Origin of the sequence: Pseudonocardia terrae (assembly GCF_021343995.1) — a bacterium.
Lineage (GTDB): Bacteria > Actinomycetota > Actinomycetes > Mycobacteriales > Pseudonocardiaceae > Pseudonocardia > Pseudonocardia terrae.
Map to the genome: position 1 here is coordinate 165,870 of NZ_JAJTTE010000005.1, position 16,835 is coordinate 182,704.

Annotated in this window: 17 protein-coding genes; 11 read left to right on the forward strand and 6 right to left on the reverse strand. The window is 69.9% G+C overall.

From position 1 onward, the window contains the following. Positions 1 to 6 precede the first annotated feature (6 nt). From LWC33_RS05280 to LWC33_RS05295, 4 genes are all read right to left on the reverse strand, one after another. Positions 7 to 555 carry an LOG family protein gene (locus tag LWC33_RS05280; RefSeq protein WP_233303076.1) on the reverse strand — a complete coding sequence of 183 codons (549 nt, stop codon included), beginning with the start codon at positions 553 to 555 and terminating at the stop codon, positions 7 to 9. Between the two features lie 18 nt (positions 556 to 573). Next, the gene (locus tag LWC33_RS05285; protein WP_255690929.1) at positions 574 to 1,356 is read right to left on the reverse strand and encodes an IS630 family transposase; all 783 of its coding nucleotides are present in this window, start codon (positions 1,354 to 1,356) and stop codon (positions 574 to 576) included. Next, a complete protein-coding gene (locus tag LWC33_RS05290) occupies positions 1,245 to 1,715 on the reverse strand; it encodes a helix-turn-helix domain-containing protein (RefSeq protein WP_233303078.1) in 471 nt (156 codons plus the stop codon). The genes LWC33_RS05285 and LWC33_RS05290 overlap by 112 nt, the downstream gene beginning before the upstream one ends. Positions 1,716 to 2,004: 289 nt before the next feature. Further along, a complete protein-coding gene (locus LWC33_RS05295) occupies positions 2,005 to 2,595 on the reverse strand; it encodes an acyl-CoA-like ligand-binding transcription factor (protein WP_233303079.1) in 591 nt (196 codons plus the stop codon). Positions 2,596 to 2,693: 98 nt separating this feature from the next. On the opposite strand from LWC33_RS05295, the gene LWC33_RS05300 reads away from it, so the two are divergent. Beyond that, positions 2,694 to 3,542, forward strand: coding sequence for a mycofactocin-coupled SDR family oxidoreductase (locus LWC33_RS05300; RefSeq protein ID WP_305080846.1), 849 nt, complete (start codon positions 2,694 to 2,696; stop codon positions 3,540 to 3,542). A gap of 182 nt (positions 3,543 to 3,724) precedes the next feature. Continuing rightward, positions 3,725 to 4,687 carry a phenylacetaldoxime dehydratase family protein gene (locus tag LWC33_RS05305; protein WP_233303080.1) on the forward strand — a complete coding sequence of 321 codons (963 nt, stop codon included), beginning with the start codon at positions 3,725 to 3,727 and terminating at the stop codon, positions 4,685 to 4,687. A 92-nt stretch (positions 4,688 to 4,779) separates the two neighbouring features. On the opposite strand, the gene LWC33_RS05310 is transcribed toward LWC33_RS05305, so the two are convergent. Then, the gene (locus LWC33_RS05310; RefSeq protein WP_233303081.1) at positions 4,780 to 6,354 is read right to left on the reverse strand and encodes a class I adenylate-forming enzyme family protein; all 1,575 of its coding nucleotides are present in this window, start codon (positions 6,352 to 6,354) and stop codon (positions 4,780 to 4,782) included. A gap of 36 nt (positions 6,355 to 6,390) precedes the next feature. After that, positions 6,391 to 6,603 carry a biotin/lipoyl-binding carrier protein gene (locus LWC33_RS05315; RefSeq protein ID WP_255690931.1) on the reverse strand — a complete coding sequence of 71 codons (213 nt, stop codon included), beginning with the start codon at positions 6,601 to 6,603 and terminating at the stop codon, positions 6,391 to 6,393. 197 nt (positions 6,604 to 6,800) lie between these two features. Between LWC33_RS05315 and LWC33_RS05320 the strand changes: the two genes are divergently transcribed. The 9 genes from LWC33_RS05320 to LWC33_RS05360 all read left to right on the forward strand — a co-directional run bounded on the left by LWC33_RS05320 (position 6,801) and on the right by LWC33_RS05360 (position 16,713). Continuing rightward, a complete protein-coding gene (locus LWC33_RS05320; RefSeq protein ID WP_233303083.1) occupies positions 6,801 to 7,517 on the forward strand; it encodes a TetR/AcrR family transcriptional regulator in 717 nt (238 codons plus the stop codon). A gap of 68 nt (positions 7,518 to 7,585) precedes the next feature. After that, positions 7,586 to 9,154, forward strand: a complete 1,569-nt coding sequence (locus LWC33_RS05325) for a class I adenylate-forming enzyme family protein (protein WP_233303084.1) — start codon at positions 7,586 to 7,588, stop codon at positions 9,152 to 9,154. Next, on the forward strand, positions 9,151 to 9,936 hold the full coding sequence (locus LWC33_RS05330) for an ABC transporter ATP-binding protein (protein WP_233303085.1): 786 nt from the start codon (positions 9,151 to 9,153) through the stop codon (positions 9,934 to 9,936). Before LWC33_RS05325 ends, LWC33_RS05330 begins: the two co-directional genes overlap by 4 nt. Beyond that, positions 9,929 to 10,663, forward strand: coding sequence for an ABC transporter ATP-binding protein (locus LWC33_RS05335; protein WP_233303086.1), 735 nt, complete (start codon positions 9,929 to 9,931; stop codon positions 10,661 to 10,663). Before LWC33_RS05330 ends, LWC33_RS05335 begins: the two co-directional genes overlap by 8 nt. A gap of 46 nt (positions 10,664 to 10,709) precedes the next feature. Next, entirely contained in the window at positions 10,710 to 11,954 is a 1,245-nt protein-coding gene (locus tag LWC33_RS05340; RefSeq protein WP_233303087.1) for an ABC transporter substrate-binding protein, read from the forward strand. Positions 11,955 to 11,958: 4 nt separating this feature from the next. Further along, the gene (locus LWC33_RS05345; protein WP_233303088.1) at positions 11,959 to 12,813 is read left to right on the forward strand and encodes a branched-chain amino acid ABC transporter permease; all 855 of its coding nucleotides are present in this window, start codon (positions 11,959 to 11,961) and stop codon (positions 12,811 to 12,813) included. After that, positions 12,794 to 13,828, forward strand: a complete 1,035-nt coding sequence (locus LWC33_RS05350) for a branched-chain amino acid ABC transporter permease (RefSeq protein WP_233303089.1) — start codon at positions 12,794 to 12,796, stop codon at positions 13,826 to 13,828. Before LWC33_RS05345 ends, LWC33_RS05350 begins: the two co-directional genes overlap by 20 nt. A 44-nt stretch (positions 13,829 to 13,872) precedes the next feature. Further along, positions 13,873 to 15,438, forward strand: coding sequence for an acyl-CoA carboxylase subunit beta (locus LWC33_RS05355; RefSeq protein WP_233303090.1), 1,566 nt, complete (start codon positions 13,873 to 13,875; stop codon positions 15,436 to 15,438). 441 nt (positions 15,439 to 15,879) lie between these two features. Further along, on the forward strand, positions 15,880 to 16,713 hold the full coding sequence (locus LWC33_RS05360; RefSeq protein ID WP_233303091.1) for an ABC transporter substrate-binding protein: 834 nt from the start codon (positions 15,880 to 15,882) through the stop codon (positions 16,711 to 16,713). The last annotated feature ends 122 nt before the right edge of the window (positions 16,714 to 16,835 follow it).

A 16,835-nucleotide genomic window follows, 5' to 3' on the forward strand; every position in this document is an offset into this window, starting at 1 on the left:
AGGAGGTCACCGCATCCCGGCGGTCTTCTCCAGGTAGGCGAGTGCGGCCTCCCCGTCGTCGGCGAAGAAGACCAGGGCGGCGAGAGGGACGGGCAGAAATCCCTCTGCGTCCATCCGCCGGAGCTGGAGCGTCAGTCCGTCGTAGAAGCCCGCCGTGTTCAGCAGCACCACCGGCTTGTCGTGCAGTTTGTGCTTCCTCAGCTCCAGGATCTCGGTCGCCTCGTCCAGAGTGCCCAGGCCACCGGCCATCACCACGATGGCGTCGGCGCCGGCCAGCATCAGCGCCTTGCGTTCGGCGAGATCTCCGGCGATGACCATCTCGTCGGCGTCCTTCCTTGCCACGTCGCGGAGGAAGCCGACCGAGATCCCGACGAGCCGGCCTCCGGCCTCCCGGACCCCGTCGGCGACGACCTTCATCAGTCCGGTATCGGATCCGCCCCAGATCAGGGTGTGGCCGCCCTTGCCGAGAAGCTCGGCGAACTCGCGGGCCGGACGGGTGTAGCGCTCGTCGAGATCGGCCCCGGAGAGGAAGACGCAGATTCTCACTGTGCGCACTCTAGTAGTGTGTCGCAGCTAATTCATTGGGTATAGGTGGCGGAGTTTGGTGCGGGCGTCGGCGGTGGTGAAGTGCCATTGGATTTGGCGTTGGTCGGCGTTCACGGCGGTCTGCCAGGCGGCCAGCTCGGTGTTGAGCAGGTCGAGGTCGGCGATGCGGCGGTCGAGGCAGTGGCGGGTCAGTGCGGAGAGCTCTATCTCGGCGATGTTGAGCCAGGAGCCGTGTGTGGGGGTGTGATGGATCTCCAGGCGTTGAGCGAGGGCGAAGGCGGTGGCCGGGTCGAAGGCCTCGTAGAGCGAGCTGGTGCCGTGGGTGTTGAGGTTGTCCATGACCAGGACGACGGCCTCGGCGTCGGGGTAGTCGACGGTGAGTAGCTGCTGGACCTGGTGTGCCCAGTCGATCCTGGTGCGGTGGGGTCGGGCGTCGACCCGTCGCCATCCGGCGAGGGGTTCGACCCAGCAGAAGATCGAGCAGGTGCCGCTGCGGACGTACTCGTTGTCTTCCCGGCGGTCGCGGCCCGGGACGGCGGGGATCGGGTCCCGGACCTGCCCGAGCATCTGGTAGGGCTTCTCGTCCATGCACACCACCGGACGGCGTGGATCCAGAGGGCGGGTGTAGACCGCTAGGACGTCCTCCATCCGGGCGGCGAACTCGGCGTTGGCGTGCGGCGGGATGGTCGGGCACTTCTTCAGATGAGGACGCAGTGCCGTTTTTTTAGCACCCGGCCGATGGTGGAGTGGTCCAGGTCGGGCAGGTCCTCGACGAGGGCGACATGGCGCTCCAGCAGCCGCAGCGACCAACGGTTGTAGCCCTGGGGTGGAGCCGAACGGGCCAGCGCGATCAGACGGGCCTCGACCTCACCGGTCACGATCGGCGCCACTGGCGGGACCTCCCGCGCCTTGCGCCCGATCGTGGCCAGCACATCACCCTTGGTCTCCACGAACCGCTTCGTGACCACCCGCACCGTGGTCGTCGAGGTACCCGCCCGCTCGGCGACCACCACCTGCTCGGGTACCGGGCCGGCGTTGACGTCGAGCTCCAGCAACACACGCGCCCGCATGATCATCCGTGCCGGGTGCACCCCGGACCTGGTCAGCTTGGTCAGGAACTCACGCTCGGCCGCCGACAAGCCGACCGTGAACACCTTCGGACGAGGCATCGGATGCGCATCCTCTCAGCAGCAGATCAGGACTGCCGAGTACCGATACACCATATAGCTTGACATTCAGCGGCGACACGCTACTAGGTAGGGCTCGCGGCCGCCGGAGCCTCCCCAGGCCCCCTCTCGTTTCTCGAAGGTCACCGGCAACGTGGGGTCCCGACCCCGCGTAGGGCCACCCCGAGCAGCACCAGCAGGGTCGCGGCCGCGACGCTGCCGAGCAGGACCAGCACCGCTCCGACCGCCCGCAGCGAGTCCGTGGTCTGACGGGGTCCGCTGAACGGTGTCCTCAGTCCGCGGGGAGCAGCAGGTCGAGGAAGCGGCCGTGCAGGTCCGGCAGGTCCTGGTCGGAGTGCGCGATCCAGTACTCGTGTGCGCCGAGGGTGGCCGCCAGGGTGGCGTGCCCAGCGGCGATGGCGACGAGGTCGCCCTCGTCGGTGTCGCGGCGGCGCGCCACGAAGGCCGTGGCGATGCGGCGCCACTCGTCGTGCCGGAGCGCCGCCTTCTCCTGCACGGCGGGCACCGTGAGCAGGAGCTGGGCCCGGTGCAGCATCCAGGTCCGTTCCTCGGGCGGGTGGTGCAGGGCGGTGGGGGCGGTGCGGATGATGGCGTGGCGCCACGGCTCCGTCGCGGGCGCCTCGTCGAGCAGGCGGCGGAAGGTGGCGATCTCAGTGGGCGACTCGACCCAGAGGACGTCGGCCTTGGTGGAGAAGTAGCGGAAGAAGGTCCGGCGGCTGACTCCGGCTGCGGCGGCGATGTCGTCCACCGAGGTCTGTTCGAACCCGCGCTCGACGAACAGGGCCTGGGCGACGGCGGCGAGCTGGTGCGCGCTGGTGAGCGCGGGGCGGCCGCCGCGGTCGGTGGCGCCGGTGGTGGACACCTCGGGAATGGTCGCACGGGGTGTCGCGGCGAGCGCGGTCAGTGGATCTCCTCGACTTTTGACACACCGTGTCATAACCTGCGGGCGACGGAGCAACGATGCAGGTCGGAGGCAAGGTCATGGGGCGGGTCGAGGGCAAGGTCGCGTTCATCACCGGGGCCGCGCGCGGGCAGGGGCGCAGTCACGCGGTGCGCCTGGCCGAGGAGGGCGCGGACATCATCGCGATCGACACGACGAAGCAGGTCGACTCGGTGCCCTACCCGTTGGCGACGGCGGAGGACCTGGCCGAGACGGTGCGCCTGGTCGAGGCGCTGGACCGGCGGATCGTGGCGCGGGAGGCCGACGTGCGGGACGCGGCGTCGCTGGCGGCGGCGGTGGAGGCGGGGGTCGGGGAGTTCGGCCGGTTGGACATCGTGTGCGCCAACGCCGGGATCTCCAGTCCGGCGTCGACGTTGGAGATGTCCGAGCAGACCTGGCAGGACATGCTCGACATCAACCTGACCGGGGTGTGGAAGTCGCTGAAGGTGTCGGTGCCGCACATCATCTCCGGCGGCCGGGGCGGCGCGGTGGTGATCACGAGCTCGTTGGCGGCGATCTGGGCCAACGAGAACACCGCGCACTACAGCGCGGCCAAGGCCGGGCTGGTGATGATGGCCAAGGTGATGGCCAAGGAGTGGGCAGAGCACTCGATCCGGGTCAATACCGTGCACCCGACCACGGTGGCCACGGACATGATCCTCAACGACGCCACCTACAAGCTGTTCCGGCCGGACCTGGAGAACCCGACGCGGACGGACTTCGAGGAGGCCGCGCGCACGCTGAACCGGCTCCCGGTCGCAGCGTTGGAACCGCGGGACATCTCCGAGACGGTGCTGCACCTGGTCGCCGACAGCGGCCGCTACATCACCGGCACGACCCAGGTGGTCGACGCCGGCGGACAGCTCTAGCGAAAGGCACGGACGGACACCTGCTGATACCCGGCGTCAACGCAAACCCGGTACGCGACTGACGTAACGGGTGGGGTGCGCCCCACCGCCGGCACGTCCGGTCGCGAGGGCGCCCGCGACGGGAAGTGCTGCGGCGCACGGCACCCTCGCGGCGGACCTTGCCGCCGTGCGACGCTGGAACCATGGTCGACATCGCCGTCGAGTCCGCCGTCCCGGCCCACCTCCGAACTGTCCGCGGCCGCCCGCTGCGGGTCCCGGAGGACTACGTGCCGCAGTTCCCGTCGTTCGTCGCGCGCCATCCGGAGTCGGTGTCGCAGCTGGTCATGGCCTACCTCGGCGGCGCGGCCACCCCGGATCTCGACGGCGCGGACGGGCCCCGCCACCACGACCGCGCGGTGGGCCATGGCGAGACCGTCACCACGGCCTACTGGGACGATCCCACCGCCTTCGAGCGGTGGGCGGCGGCGCACCGGGCGGCCTGGCTCGCGACTCCCGGGCACTGGCTCGAGGTCGCGGCACCGGGTGTCGAGCGCTACGAGACGATCTTCGGCAGGAGGAGCAGACCGGAAGGCGCGGCGGTGCTCGCCGAGGGCTTCAGCGGCGCGATCCGCGAGCACGGCTACTGGGGCGGTATGCGGGACCGGATGGCCGCCGCTCAGACCGATCCGCTGCACCGGCCCGGTGACCTCGCCGCGGAACAGGAGGGCGACGTCGTCCGGGTCCGGCCGCAGGGCAGCCTCTGTCTGATCCGCTCCGGTCAGGACTGGACCGACACCACCGGCGACGAACGTCGGATGTACCTCGAGGAGATCGAGCCACGGCTGCGGGAGGGCATGGAGTTCCTCCGCACCGAGGGCCGCGCGGTCGGCTGTCTCGCCAACCGTTATCTCACCGTTCTCGACGCCGACGGGGCCCCGAGCGAGCGCAGCTACGGGTGGAGCTGGTGGCGGAGCCTGGCGGACCTGGAGCGCTGGGCAGAGTCGCACCCCACCCACCTCGAGATCTTCGGCGCCTTCGGGAGGATGGCCGCCGCCCAGCGGGGCCGCATCGACCTGCGGCTCTACCACGAGGTCGTGGTGGTGGAGCCGCACGAGGCGTGGTTCGGCTACCGGGACTGCGCGCCGGGCACCGGGCTGCTGCCCTAGTGCGTCCGCCGGGCCGACGCGCCGGTGGTCCGCCGCCCGTTCGGAGCTGCCGCGATGCCGCTCGGGTGCCCGTTGACCGCTCGAACGGGATTTCAGCGTGCCGAGGCCTGGTGGCCAGTCGGAACGTGCTTGTACTGCTCCCGCATGATGTGCTTCAGGACCCGGCCGACGGCGTTGCGGGGCAGTTCCTCCTCGAACACGACGTACTTCGGGACGTTGTAGCCGGCGATGTTGCGGCGCACATACTGCTTCAGCTCCTCGGCGGTGTCGTCCGTGGCCTTCCCGGTCGGCGTCAGGACCACCGCTGCGAGGACCGACTCACCGTAGAGCTCGTCGGGCACGCCCACGACGGCGACGTCCGCGACATCGGGATGGCGACGGATCTGCTCCTCGACCTGCTTGCAGTACACGTTCTGCCCGCCGGACCGGATCATCTCCTTCTTCCGGTCGACGATGAAGTAGAAGCCGTCCGCATCCCGCACCGCCACGTCGCCGGTGTGGAGCAGACCGTCGTCCAGCGCCCGCGCCGTCTCCGACGGGTTCTGCCAGTACCCGGTCATCATGGGGCCGCGTACGCAGATCTCGCCCGCCTGGCCGTCCGGGCAGGGGTTCCCGTCGTCGTCGAGCAGGACGACGTCCACACCCGGGAGGGGGCGGCCGATGGAACCCCATTTCTCGAACACGTGTTGCGGGTCGCAGAGGCAGATGAAGGGCCCGGCCTCGGTCTGACCGTACTGGTGGGCGAGTTCGGCCCGACCCTCTCGCACGCCGAGCAACTCGACGACCTCGTGTGTCGTACGGTCGGCGGATCCGCCGAGGAACGCCAGACGGATCGAGGAGAGGTCCGGCCGGCGGTCGCCGGCGGCGTCGATGATCCGGCGCCACATGACAGGCGCCGAGAGGATCACGCTCGTGCCCTGTTCCTCGATCGCGCGCAACGCCTCCACCTCGTGGAACTCGCGGAGGAGGATCGTGCGCGCCCCGACCAGCAGGTAGAGCTTGATGTGGTCCCACAGGCCGACGTGGAACGCCGGGAACATGGCGAGGAAGGTGTCGTCACTGCGGATCGCCAGGGCGAGCGAGCACGCGAACGCGTCGTCGACCGTGCGCCGCTGGGACAGCATCGCCCCCTTGGGAACACCTGTGGTTCCGGAAGTGAAGATGATGAGGTGGGGGTCCGCGCCGCTCACCGATGTCTCGGGTTCGACCCCGGAACGGCCCTCCGTGCTGAACCGCGGACGGCCCGCAGCCGCCTCGGTGTCCGCGCGCAGACCGAATGCCATGGCGCGCGGCGCGCGGCTCGCACCCGCCAGGGCGTTGTCCATCAGATCGGCGAGATCGTCCTCGTAGAGAGCGAGGGCGGGAGTGACCTCGTCGATCACCCGCGCGAGCTCGCCGGCGCGCTGCCAGAAGCTGAGCGGGACCAGGATCGCCCCCAGCTTCGCGGTGGCGAAGTACAGCGCGACGTACTCGGGAGAGTTCTTCGCGAGCACCACGACCCGGTCGCCGTGCCCGACGCCGAGTTCGGCCAATGCGGCTGCGGTCCGGTTGGTCAGCGCGTTGAGTTCGCCGTAGTTGAGGATCTTGTCGCGGAACACGATCGCGGGGTCGTGAGAACGGTGGACGGCGTGCAGGCGGATGATGTCGCCGACGAGCTCCATGGACATGTGTCTCCCGACAGGTGCGAGGGCGGGTGAGCCGGGTCAGTCGAGGACGACGAGCAGGTCGCCGTTCTCCACTGCCGCGCCCTCGGCGACGGCGACCTTGGTGACGGTGCCGGCCCGCTCCGCGAGGATCGGGATCTCCGTCTTCATGCACTCGATGACGGCGACGGTGTCGCCGGCCGCGAGCCGACTCCCTTCGGTCACAGGAATGCGGACGACGCTTCCCATCATCTCGCTCCGAATATCGGCCATGCGCCATCCTCACTGATCGGACCATCGCCGTGTGGATCTACGTGCTCGTTGTACGCCTGAGTCGGAAAAGCTGTCAACGCTTCTTCTCGGGTGCAGAACCGACCGCTCGGTAGGGCCTTTCCGAACGGACGGTTGACCGTGACGGTTGTCCGAGGCTAATCTCCTGCTGTCCGGGTCGGCAGACGGCAGGAGAGCTCATGTCGGAGGCCGGACACATCGCGCACGACGTCCCGGAAGCGAGGCGTCCGGTCGCCCCCAAGGCGCGGCCGCAGGAAGTCAACGAGTCCCGTTACGAGCACATCGTCGACGTCGCAGCGGAGCTATTCCGCCGTAAAGGCTATGCCGCCACGAGTATCAACGACATCGCCGAGGCGGCCGGCCTGATGAAGGGAAGTCTCTACCACTACATCAACTCCAAGGAAGACCTTCTGTCGGCCATCGTCGACCAGGCGCACCACAACACGGCCTCGCTCGGCGAAGAGTTGCTGGCGGCGGATGCAACCGCCGAGGACAAGCTCCGCTTCGTCGTGCGGCGGCACCTGCGCGGGACCGAGCAGAACCAGACCAAGATCCAGGTCCTGTATCGCGAGTTCCCGGTCCTCCCCGCCGAACGCTTCGCCGAGGTCATCCGCAGGCGGGACACCTACGAGCGGGCGGTTCGCGAGCTGGTGCGCCAGGGACAACGGGAGGGCACGTTCGCCCCGACGCTCAATCCCTGGCTGACGGCGGCGTCGATCCTGGCGACGTTGAACTCGGTCCAGGCGTGGTTCACGCCGGACGGGCCGATGAGTATGACGGAGATCATCGACGGCTACACGGCTCTCCTCCTGCGGAGCGTGGGCGTGGAGACCGAGAACGGTCCTGCGGGCCCGGCCGGGAAGACGTCGGCCGAGGACGCCGGCGAGCCGGGCTGACCCTGCGGCCCGCTCCGGCCCGGGTACGCCGAGGTGCCCGGGGTGTCGAGGAGAGCGAGGTTCGAGACGTGATCGGAGTGGGCGACATCGTCCGCGTCAACGCGCGACACCTCGGTGACCGGGAGGCGCTGGTCACCCTGGCGGAGCGCATCACCCACCGCGAGTTCAACCATCGAGTGAACCGGATCGCAGCCGGGCTCACCGGATTCGGGGTGCGAGCGGGGGACCGGGTCGCGGTCCTGAGCCGCAACCATCCGGACTACGTCGCCACCTACTTCGCACTCGCCAAACTGGGTGCCGCCCTCGTGCCGCTCAACTTCTGGCACCGCGCGACAGAACACCGGTTCGTGCTCGACGACGCCGCGCCCCGGGTCGTGATCGTCGAGGACGAGTTCGGCGACGTGATCCGATCGGCGTCGGAGGGGCGGACGGGGACCCGGCTCGTCGAGGTCCCTGCCGGATACTCCGACGGCCGGTCGGACCCTCCGTGGGAGGCGGTCTACGGACCGCCGGACTCGCCTGAACCCCTGTCGGTCACCGATCTCGACCTGCCGCACATGGTCCTGTACACGTCGGGCACGACGGGTAGGCCCAAGGGAGCCGTGCTGTCCCAGCGGCGTACGGTCGAGGACGCCTACTCGATGGCCCTGGCCCTGCGCATCGGTTCGAACGACACGTTCATCGAGTACCACCCACCCTTCCACGTCGGGAACTGGGACCATCTCAAGCTCTACTTCCTGGTCGGTGCCCGCACGGTCCTCCTGCGCGAGTTCGAGCCCTCCGCCGTCCTCGACGCGGTGGAGCGTGAACGGGTGTCGGTGATGCTGGCCGGGAGCACCATGCTCAAGCGCCTCGTCGAACACCCGACCTTCGCGACCCGGGACTACTCCGGCCTCCGTCTACTCTACGGCGGCAACTACGACCCGTCGGGAGCGCCGGCGAAGGCCATCGCCGACCTGGGAGCACGAGACGGCAAGGTCGCCGTCGCCGCCACCTACGGGCTCACCGAGGCCGGCCCGTTCGTCACGCTCTGCCCGCCCGAGGAGGCGCTCGACCGCGTCGGGACGATCGGCAGGCCGATCCCCGGCGTCGAGATCACGCTGCTCGGCGACGACGGGAACCCGGTCGTACGGGGCACTCCGGGTGAGCTCTGCGTAGCCGGCCCCCACCTCAGCGAGTACCTCGGTCTGCCGGACGTCACGGCGGAGACCCTCGCCGGAGGGCTACTGCACACTGGCGACATCGCCGTCGAGGACGAGGAGGGCTACTTCTGGCTCGTCGACCGGCTCAAGGACATGGTCCGCTCGGGCGGGCACAACGTGTACTCGAAGGTCGTGGAGAACTGCCTGGTCGAGCACCCGTCGGTGCGCGACGCCGCGGTCGTCGCGGTCCCCGATCCCGAGTTCGGGGAGGCGGTGTGCGCGGTCGTCGTCCCGGCGGACCTCCACGACGACGGCCTCGCGGACGATCTCCGGGACTGGGTCCGTGGACGGATCGCCGGCTACAACGTGCCCAAGCACGTCTTCCTCACCGACGAGCTGCCCAAGAGTGCGATCGGCAAGACGCTCAAGCGCCGGCTGCGCGAGGAGTACGGATCCCGCGTGCAGCAGCTGATCGCGAGCGGAGCGGCCACGTGACCGCTGCGGCCGCTGACCCCGCCCCGAACGACGTCGCCCTCGCGGTCCGGAACGTCACGAAGACGTTCAAGGGCGTCCGGGCCCTGACCGACGTCTCCATAGACTTCCGCCGTGGTCGCATCACCGGCTTCGTCGGCCCGAACGGTGCCGGGAAGTCCACACTGGTGAACGTCGCGTCCGGCCTCCTGCATCCCGACAGCGGCCGGATCGAGCTCGACGGCAAGGACGTGACGGGCCTGGGGTTGGCCGCGCACGCCCGCCTGGGGATCGTGCGCACCTTCCAGCATCCTCGCCTCTTCGGTGGCCACACGGCCGGCGAGATGGTCCGGACCGCGCTGAGGGCACCGTCCACCGACGGCCGAACCCGGGATGCGGGGGAGGTCCTCGCCCATTTCGCGCTCGAGCACGTCACCGATGTCGTCGTCGACGATCTGCCGTACGGCACGAAGAAGCTGCTGAACGTCGCCATCGCCTGGGCCCTGCGCCCGAGGGTTCTCCTGCTCGACGAACCCTTCGCCGGGGTCGGCCATGGGGACCGGGAGCTGTTCGTCGACGCGATCGCCGCCGTCGCGGAAAGCGGTGTCGCAGTGGGGCTCATCGAGCACAACGTCGGTGTGGTGATGCGGCTGTCGAGCCAGCTCGTGGTGCTCGACTCGGGAAGGGTCATCTTCGACGGCGATCCCGTCGAAGGGCAGCGCGACCCGGAGGTGCTCGCCGCGTACTTCGGCGATCCCGATGCCCCTGCCCTGCCCGCGATGGTGGGGGAGAACGACGATGAATGACGCACCGCTTCTCGAGATCACGGGCCTCGAAGCCGGCTACAGCGGTTCCCGGGTGCTGGACGGGGTCGATCTCGCCGTGCACGCCGGCGAGGCGGTCGTGGTCGTCGGGCCGAACGGGGCCGGGAAGTCGACCCTGCTCAAGACGATCTCCGGGCTGATCCGGGCCGGTGGGGGCCGGATCCGCTTCGACGGCGACGACGTGACGAACTGGCCGACACATCGCCTCGTGGCCGCCGGGATCGTCCAGGTCCCGGAGGGCAGGCAGGTCTTCCCCGGACTGTCCGTCGCGGAGAACCTCCGCCTCGGCGCTTTCGCGCTCGGTCGTTCGACGGGTGCCACCGACGACCGGTTGGACCAGGTACTGCACATGTTCCCGCGGTTGCGGGAGCGCTACGGCCAGGACGCGGAGAACCTCTCCGGTGGCGAGCAGCAGATGCTCGCCATCGGCCGCGGGCTCATGGCCCGACCCCGGTTGCTGATGGTCGACGAGCCGACGCTCGGGCTGGCCCCGGTCGTCGTGCAGCAGCTGATCGGCTACTTCGCCTACATCCGGTCGGAGTTCGACACGACGCTCCTGGTCGCCGAGCAGAACCTCTATCTGCTGGAGAAGGTCGCCGACCGAGGATGCCGGCTCGCCGACGGTCGGCTGAGCGAGTACAGCGCCGACGGGGCGGACGCGTCGCGCGACGGCCTCCTCGGAACCTATGCCGGTGAGATCGGCACCTGAGCGCACGCCGATCCCGTCCATCCGCCCTCGAGCACAACGGAGTGTCATGGCCACCAGGTACAACGCGTTTCCCAAGGGAGCCCTCGCCGCCGCGGCCGCAGTCGCGGCGGTGGCGCTCGTCGCCGGATGCGGCGGGGGATCGAGCGGCTCCGGCGGGAGCGGCGAGACGATCAAGATCGGGGAGATCGACAGCCTGACCGGGGCGTCACGCACCTACGGAGTGCCCCAGCACAACGGCATCCAGCTCGCCGTCGACGAGATCAACGGCAAGGGCGGCGTCACGGTCGGTGGCACCAAGTACCAGCTGGAGCTCACCACCGAGGACGACAAGAGCGACCCGGCGACGGGAGTCGCAGCGGTGCAGAAGCTGCTGAGCCAGGACGACAGCCACTTCATCGTCGGCACCCTGAGCAGCGAGGTCGCCAGCGCCTACATCCCGGTGATCAAGAACCGCGACGACGTGGTCAACATGGTCGTCGGCGCCGCGGTCGCCGGCATCACGGACTACCCACCGGTCTACCGGCCCCGCGTGACGTCGGCCCAGTACACGCCGCAGCAGGTCGACTTCCTCGACCAGCTCGCGAAGCAGAGCCCCATCACCAACGTCGGCATCGTCTACGACCAGACCCACTCGGGAGTGGTCCAGCAGTTGCCGGTGATCAAGCAGAAGCTCGCCGACGGCCACTACACGGTCGCCGCCGAGCAGGCGTTCGACCTCAGTGCCAGCACGTTCGACACCCAGATCGCCGCTGTCCTGCGCGGCGGTGCGCAGGCCGTGTTCTTCCAGGGCTACGCACCCGACGCGGCCACGTTCGTGAAGCAGTCCCGCGCCGCCGGCTACACCGGCCCCATCATCACCGCGGTCGGTTTCACCAGCAAGGACGTCCAGAACGCCAACGTCCCGTCGGCCGCCATGAACGGCGTCTACGACATCGGCGCGCCCTTCCCGAAGGACCTCGTGGCGCTCGGTTCGGACAAGGCGTCCGCCGCGAAGACCTTCGCCGACGCCTATCAGGCCAAGTTCAACGACGAGCCCGGCTTCACCTCCGCCAGCGCCTACAACGGCGTCTACATCCTCGCCAAGGCCCTGGAGCAGGCGAGCTCGCCGAAGGACTACGCGGGCGTCAAGAAGGCTCTGGACGGGATGAAGACCACCGACGTGCCGAACCTGGCCGAGTCGATCATCCCGCAGACCGCCGGCGAGATCTTCACGGCACACCAGGCCTACTTCCAGTCCGCCGTGCACGTGTGGAAGGACAACACCTTCCAGGCGACCGCACTCGTCGGATGACGCCATGCAGGAACTGATCAACGGCATCGTCCAGGGGTCCGTCTTCGCGCTGGTCGCCACCGGGCTCCTGCTGATCTTCAGCATCGTCCGGGTCCCGCACTTCGCGCACGGGGAGTCCGTCATGATCGGGGGTATGGTCACGACGACGCTCGTGACCCAGGCTCACCTGCCGCTCGTGCTCGCCCTCGTGCTCGGCGCCGTCTCCGGACTGGTGCTCGGCCTGCTGATGTGCGCGGGACTGTATTGGCCGCTGCGGCACTACCCCGAGGTCAGCGTGCTGGCGGCGTCCCTCGCCGTGGTCCTGCTCATCGAGACCGTGGCGACGCTGATCTGGGGCGCGGATCCGCGGGTCACCCCCACCGACCTGTCCGGCGCCCTCCCGCTCGCGAGCGCCCAGGTCCAGTGGGACCGGGTGATCCTGGTGGCGGCCGCGCTGGTCTTCGTCACGGCGACCTGGGCCTACGTGCACCACACGCCGCGGGGACGGGCCATGCGGGCGATGGCACTCAACCGCACCGCGGCCCTGCTGATGGGTATCCCCGTGCGCCGCTACTGGCTGATCGCCTTCGCGATCGGCTCCGGCCTCGCGGGCGCGGCCGGAGCTCTCTACAGCCTTTCGTTCGGCGTGAGCGCCACGATGGGCTCGCAGATCACCCTGAACGCCTTCATCGTGATCGTCTTCGCCGGGGTCGGGTCGATCTTCGGTGCCTTCGGGGGCGGCCTGCTCCTCGGGATCGTCCAGTCCTTCGGCGGGAGCTACATCTCCGCCGGTTATCAGGAGATGTTCGGGTTCGTCGTCATGGTCGTCATCCTGATCGTCAAGCCGCAGGGGTTGTTCGGTGCTGCCAAGACTGCGTAGTGCGCTGCCGTGGGTCCTGTTCGCCGCCGTCATCGTGCTGGTCGGCGCGACCGGCGGGCCATTCCTGATGACCGTCGGCATGGTGACGGCGCTGTCGATCATCCTGTCCTCGGGGATGAACGTCGCCATGGGCTACGGCGGACTGCTCAACCTCGGCATCGGTGCCTTCTACGGCCTCGGTGCGTACGGGACGGCCATCCTGAGCCTGCACTTCCAGGCGAGCTTCTGGGTCATCCTGGTCGCGGTCGTCGTGGTCGCCGCCGTGACCGCCGTCGTCCTCGGGCTGCCGATCCTGCGGACCCGCGGCCTGTACTTCGCGATCGCCACGCTCGCCATCGGTGTCATCGGAACCGACGTCGCCAACAATTGGGTCGAGGTCACGCAGGGCCCGATCGGGCTCGCAGGCATCGAGCGTCCGGACCTGCTGGGCTGGGACCTGTCCGACCTGCAGCCGATGTACTTCTTCGCGGCGGTCGTTGCCTTCCTGGCCGTGGGTGTGGTGGCGTTCTTCGCCCGGAGCCGGTACGGCCAGGTGCTGGTGGCCGTCCGGGAGGACGAACAGCTCGCACAGTCCTTCGGCTACCGCACCCTCGCGTTCAAGGTCGGGGGCTTCGCCCTGTCGAGCGTGATCGCGGCCGTCGCGGGCATCGTGTACGCCTACGCGATCCAGTACGTGTCCCCGACGCCCTTCTCGTTTCTGACCGGCTCCTTCCAGGCCTTCGTCGTGGTCGCGGTCGGCGGGGGCGGGACGGTGTGGGGCCCGGTGGTGGCCGCCGTGCTGCTCGTCGGCGTCCCGGACCTGCTCGACTTCTCGCCGACGACGAACCAGTTCATCTACGCCGTCGCGCTGCTCGTCGTGGTCGTCGCGCTCCGGGGTGGCGTCGTGCCGGCGCTGCGTCGCCTGGCACGTCGCGCGGCGCCGCCGCGACCACCGGTCGCTGCGGGAACGGGTCAGGGCCGCAGCCGCGAGGTTCCCGGGCAGCGGGTCCCGGCAGGTGGCCCACCCACCGCATGATCGTGAACAGGACGGCCGACGGCACGGAGAGGAACGGAGGACGAATGAGCGAGCCCAGCGCCTGGGACGCCGAGATCGAGGAGGGGGCCCGGCGTCGCGACCTCGCCGCGGGGCTGGGCGGCCCCGACCGTGTCGTACGCCAGCACGCGAACGGCAAGCTCACGGTGCGCGAGCGCATCGCCCGTCTCGCCGACCCGGGCTCCTTCCGTGAGGTCGGGGGCCTGGCAGGGGAGGCGGTCTACGACGATTACGGCACGCTCCTGTCCTTCACCCCGGCGCCGTTCGTCTTCGGCGAGGCGCGGATCGACGGCCGACGGGTGACCGTCGGCGGTGACGACTTCACGGTGAAGGGAGCGGCCTCGGCGAGGGGCCCGAACAAGCGCCGCTACTTCTGGCGGATGTCGCACGATCTGCAGATCCCGCAGATCAAGTTGCTCGACGGAGCGGGCGCCAGCGTCAAGGCGGTGGAGGAGGAGGAGCGCACCTACGTCCCGGAGATCGACGGCTGGTCGTACGCCGCCGCGAACCTGTCCCGGGTGCCGGTGGTCGCGGCCGCGCTGGGGCCGGTCGCAGGCCTGCCTGCGGCAGAGGTGGTCGCAAGCCACTTCTCCGTGATGGTGAAGGGGCTCGCCCAGGTCTTCGCGGCGGGGCCACCTGTGGTGGCCCGGAGCGGGCTCGGCCCGGAGATGACCAAGGAGGAGCTCGGCGGCTGGGAGGTCGCCGCGCGGTCCGGCGTCGTGGACAATGCCGCCGAGGACGAGGAGGACGCGTTCCGTCAGATCCGCGAGTTCCTCGACTTCCTCCCGGGAAGCCGGTTCGCCTTCCCGCAGGTCCGGGCGGCCACCGATCCTGCCGACCGGGACTGCCGGGTGCTCCGGGACGCGGTCCCGCGCAACCCGCGCGAGCCCGTCCGGATCCGTCCGATCATCCACACCCTGGTCGACGACGGCCGGTTCTTCGAGATCGGCCGCTACTACGGCAGGTCGGCCGTCGTCGGACTGGCCCGGCTGCAGGGCGCGCCGGTCGCGGTGATCGCCACGGATCCCTTCTTCGACGGCGGTGGACTGACCGCCGACGCGTCGTCGAAGCTCACCCGCTTCGTGGACATGGCCAACCTGTTCCGCCTGCCGGTGATCCATCTCGTCGACCGGCCGGGAGTCGTCATCGGGCCGGCCGCCGAGCGCGCCGGCAGCCTGCGCTACGCGGCGCGCATGCTCGCAGCCCTGCACGAGGCCACGGTGCCGTGGGCAACCATCCTGATCAGACGGGCCTTCGGCCTCGCCGGCGCCGCGGACCGCGACCACTCCCGCCACGGTTTCCGCGTGGCGTGGCCGAGCGGCACCTGGGGCTCGTTGCCGATCGAGGGTGGTGTCAAGGCGGCCTACAAGCGCGCGATCGAAGCCGCGCCCGACCCCGAGCTGTACCTGAAGCAGCTCGAGGCCCGACTCACCGCACTCCGCTCGCCGTACCGGACCGCGGAGGCCTTCCTCGTCGAGGACGTCATCGACCCGGCCGACAGCCGCGCGCTGCTCTGCGACTGGGTCGGATCGGCCTACGACGTGCTGACCTCCGGCGCCCTCGACGACGCGGGAGCCCGCTATCGCCCCTGAAACGGAGGAGGCCGCTCGGCAGGACTGCTCGTCGCGCGACGCCGCCGCAGGACGGGAGACGGTCGTGATGGTCCCGTTGCTTGAGGTCGGCGGGGTGCGGGGGAGAGCCTAATCGTGATCGTCTTGGGGCGTTCGTCCGGGATGACCGACCCGACGCGCTCGACCACCACGCACGGCGACGAACGGGAGAGCGGCGCGCCCGGCGCCCTCTCGACGAGATGGGACGTCGATGCGTTTGTCACCGTTCGGCGCGCTTCCCGCGCGCCGTCTCCGCCTGCTGTTCGTCGGTGCGGTCGCTGCACTGCTCGTGGCCGGGTGTGGCTCGGGGCCGATCGACTCGGGCAGCGCGCCCGCCGCGTCCGCTGCGCCCGCGGCGGGGGCCTTTCCGGTCACCGTCGAGCACCTCTACGGCAGCACCGAGATCACCGCGCGCCGCAGCGGGTGGTCGCGCTGGGCTACAGCGACACAGACGCGCTGCTCGCCGTCGGGGTGAAGCCGGTCGGGATCGTGGACTGGTTCCAGGTCCCGCCCGCGAACAACACGTGGTCGTGGGAGGAGCAGGCCTTCGGTGGCACCGTGCCCGAGGTGGTCGGCGTGCGGGACGAGTACGACCTGGAGAAGGTCGCCGCGCTGCGGTCCGATCTCGTGGTCGCGGCCTACTCCGGCATGTCGGAGGAGCAGTCCAACCCGCTGTCGCAGATCACGAAGGTGGTCGCCCAGCCCGTCGGGTTCGAGCCGTTCGCGGCGCCGTGGCAGGCCCTGACCACCCAGATCACCAAGGCGGTCGGGCAGGAGGCGCGGGGCAGGGAGCTCGTCGCCGGGGTCGAGCGGAAGATCGCCGACGCACGGTCCGCCCATCCGGAGTGGGTCGGGCAGACGGCGGTGACCGCGGCGTACGGCGGCGGCCAGTACTTCGCGTTCACCGCGGGCGACCCGAAGACCGACCTCCTCACCCAGCTCGGGTTCACCATCCCGGCCGAGCTCGACGCCCCGCGGCAGGGCGGGACCGCGATGGTCAGCGCCGAGCGGGTCGACCTGCTCGACGTCGACAAGCTCGTCTGGGTGCTGTCCACCGCGGCCGACGAGGCCGAGGTCAGGGCACGACCCGAGTACGCGGCGATGCCCGTGGCCCAGCAGGACCGGGCGCTGTTCCTGCTCACCGAGGAACGGCAGAAGGCCCTCGCCGCGGCGTTCTCCTACAACAGCGTGCTGAGCCTGCCGTACGTGGTGGACCAACTCGCGCCGCAGCTGGCGGACCTGCCGCCGGCCACCTGATCGGCGCGTGTCGCAGCCCCGGCCCCGAGGTCCGGGGCTGCGGCCGCCTCCCACGCGCTCACGGGCTCGAGCCGACCCGACTCCGCGCCTTCCCCGGCCGTTGACCCGCACCGGTCACCGTC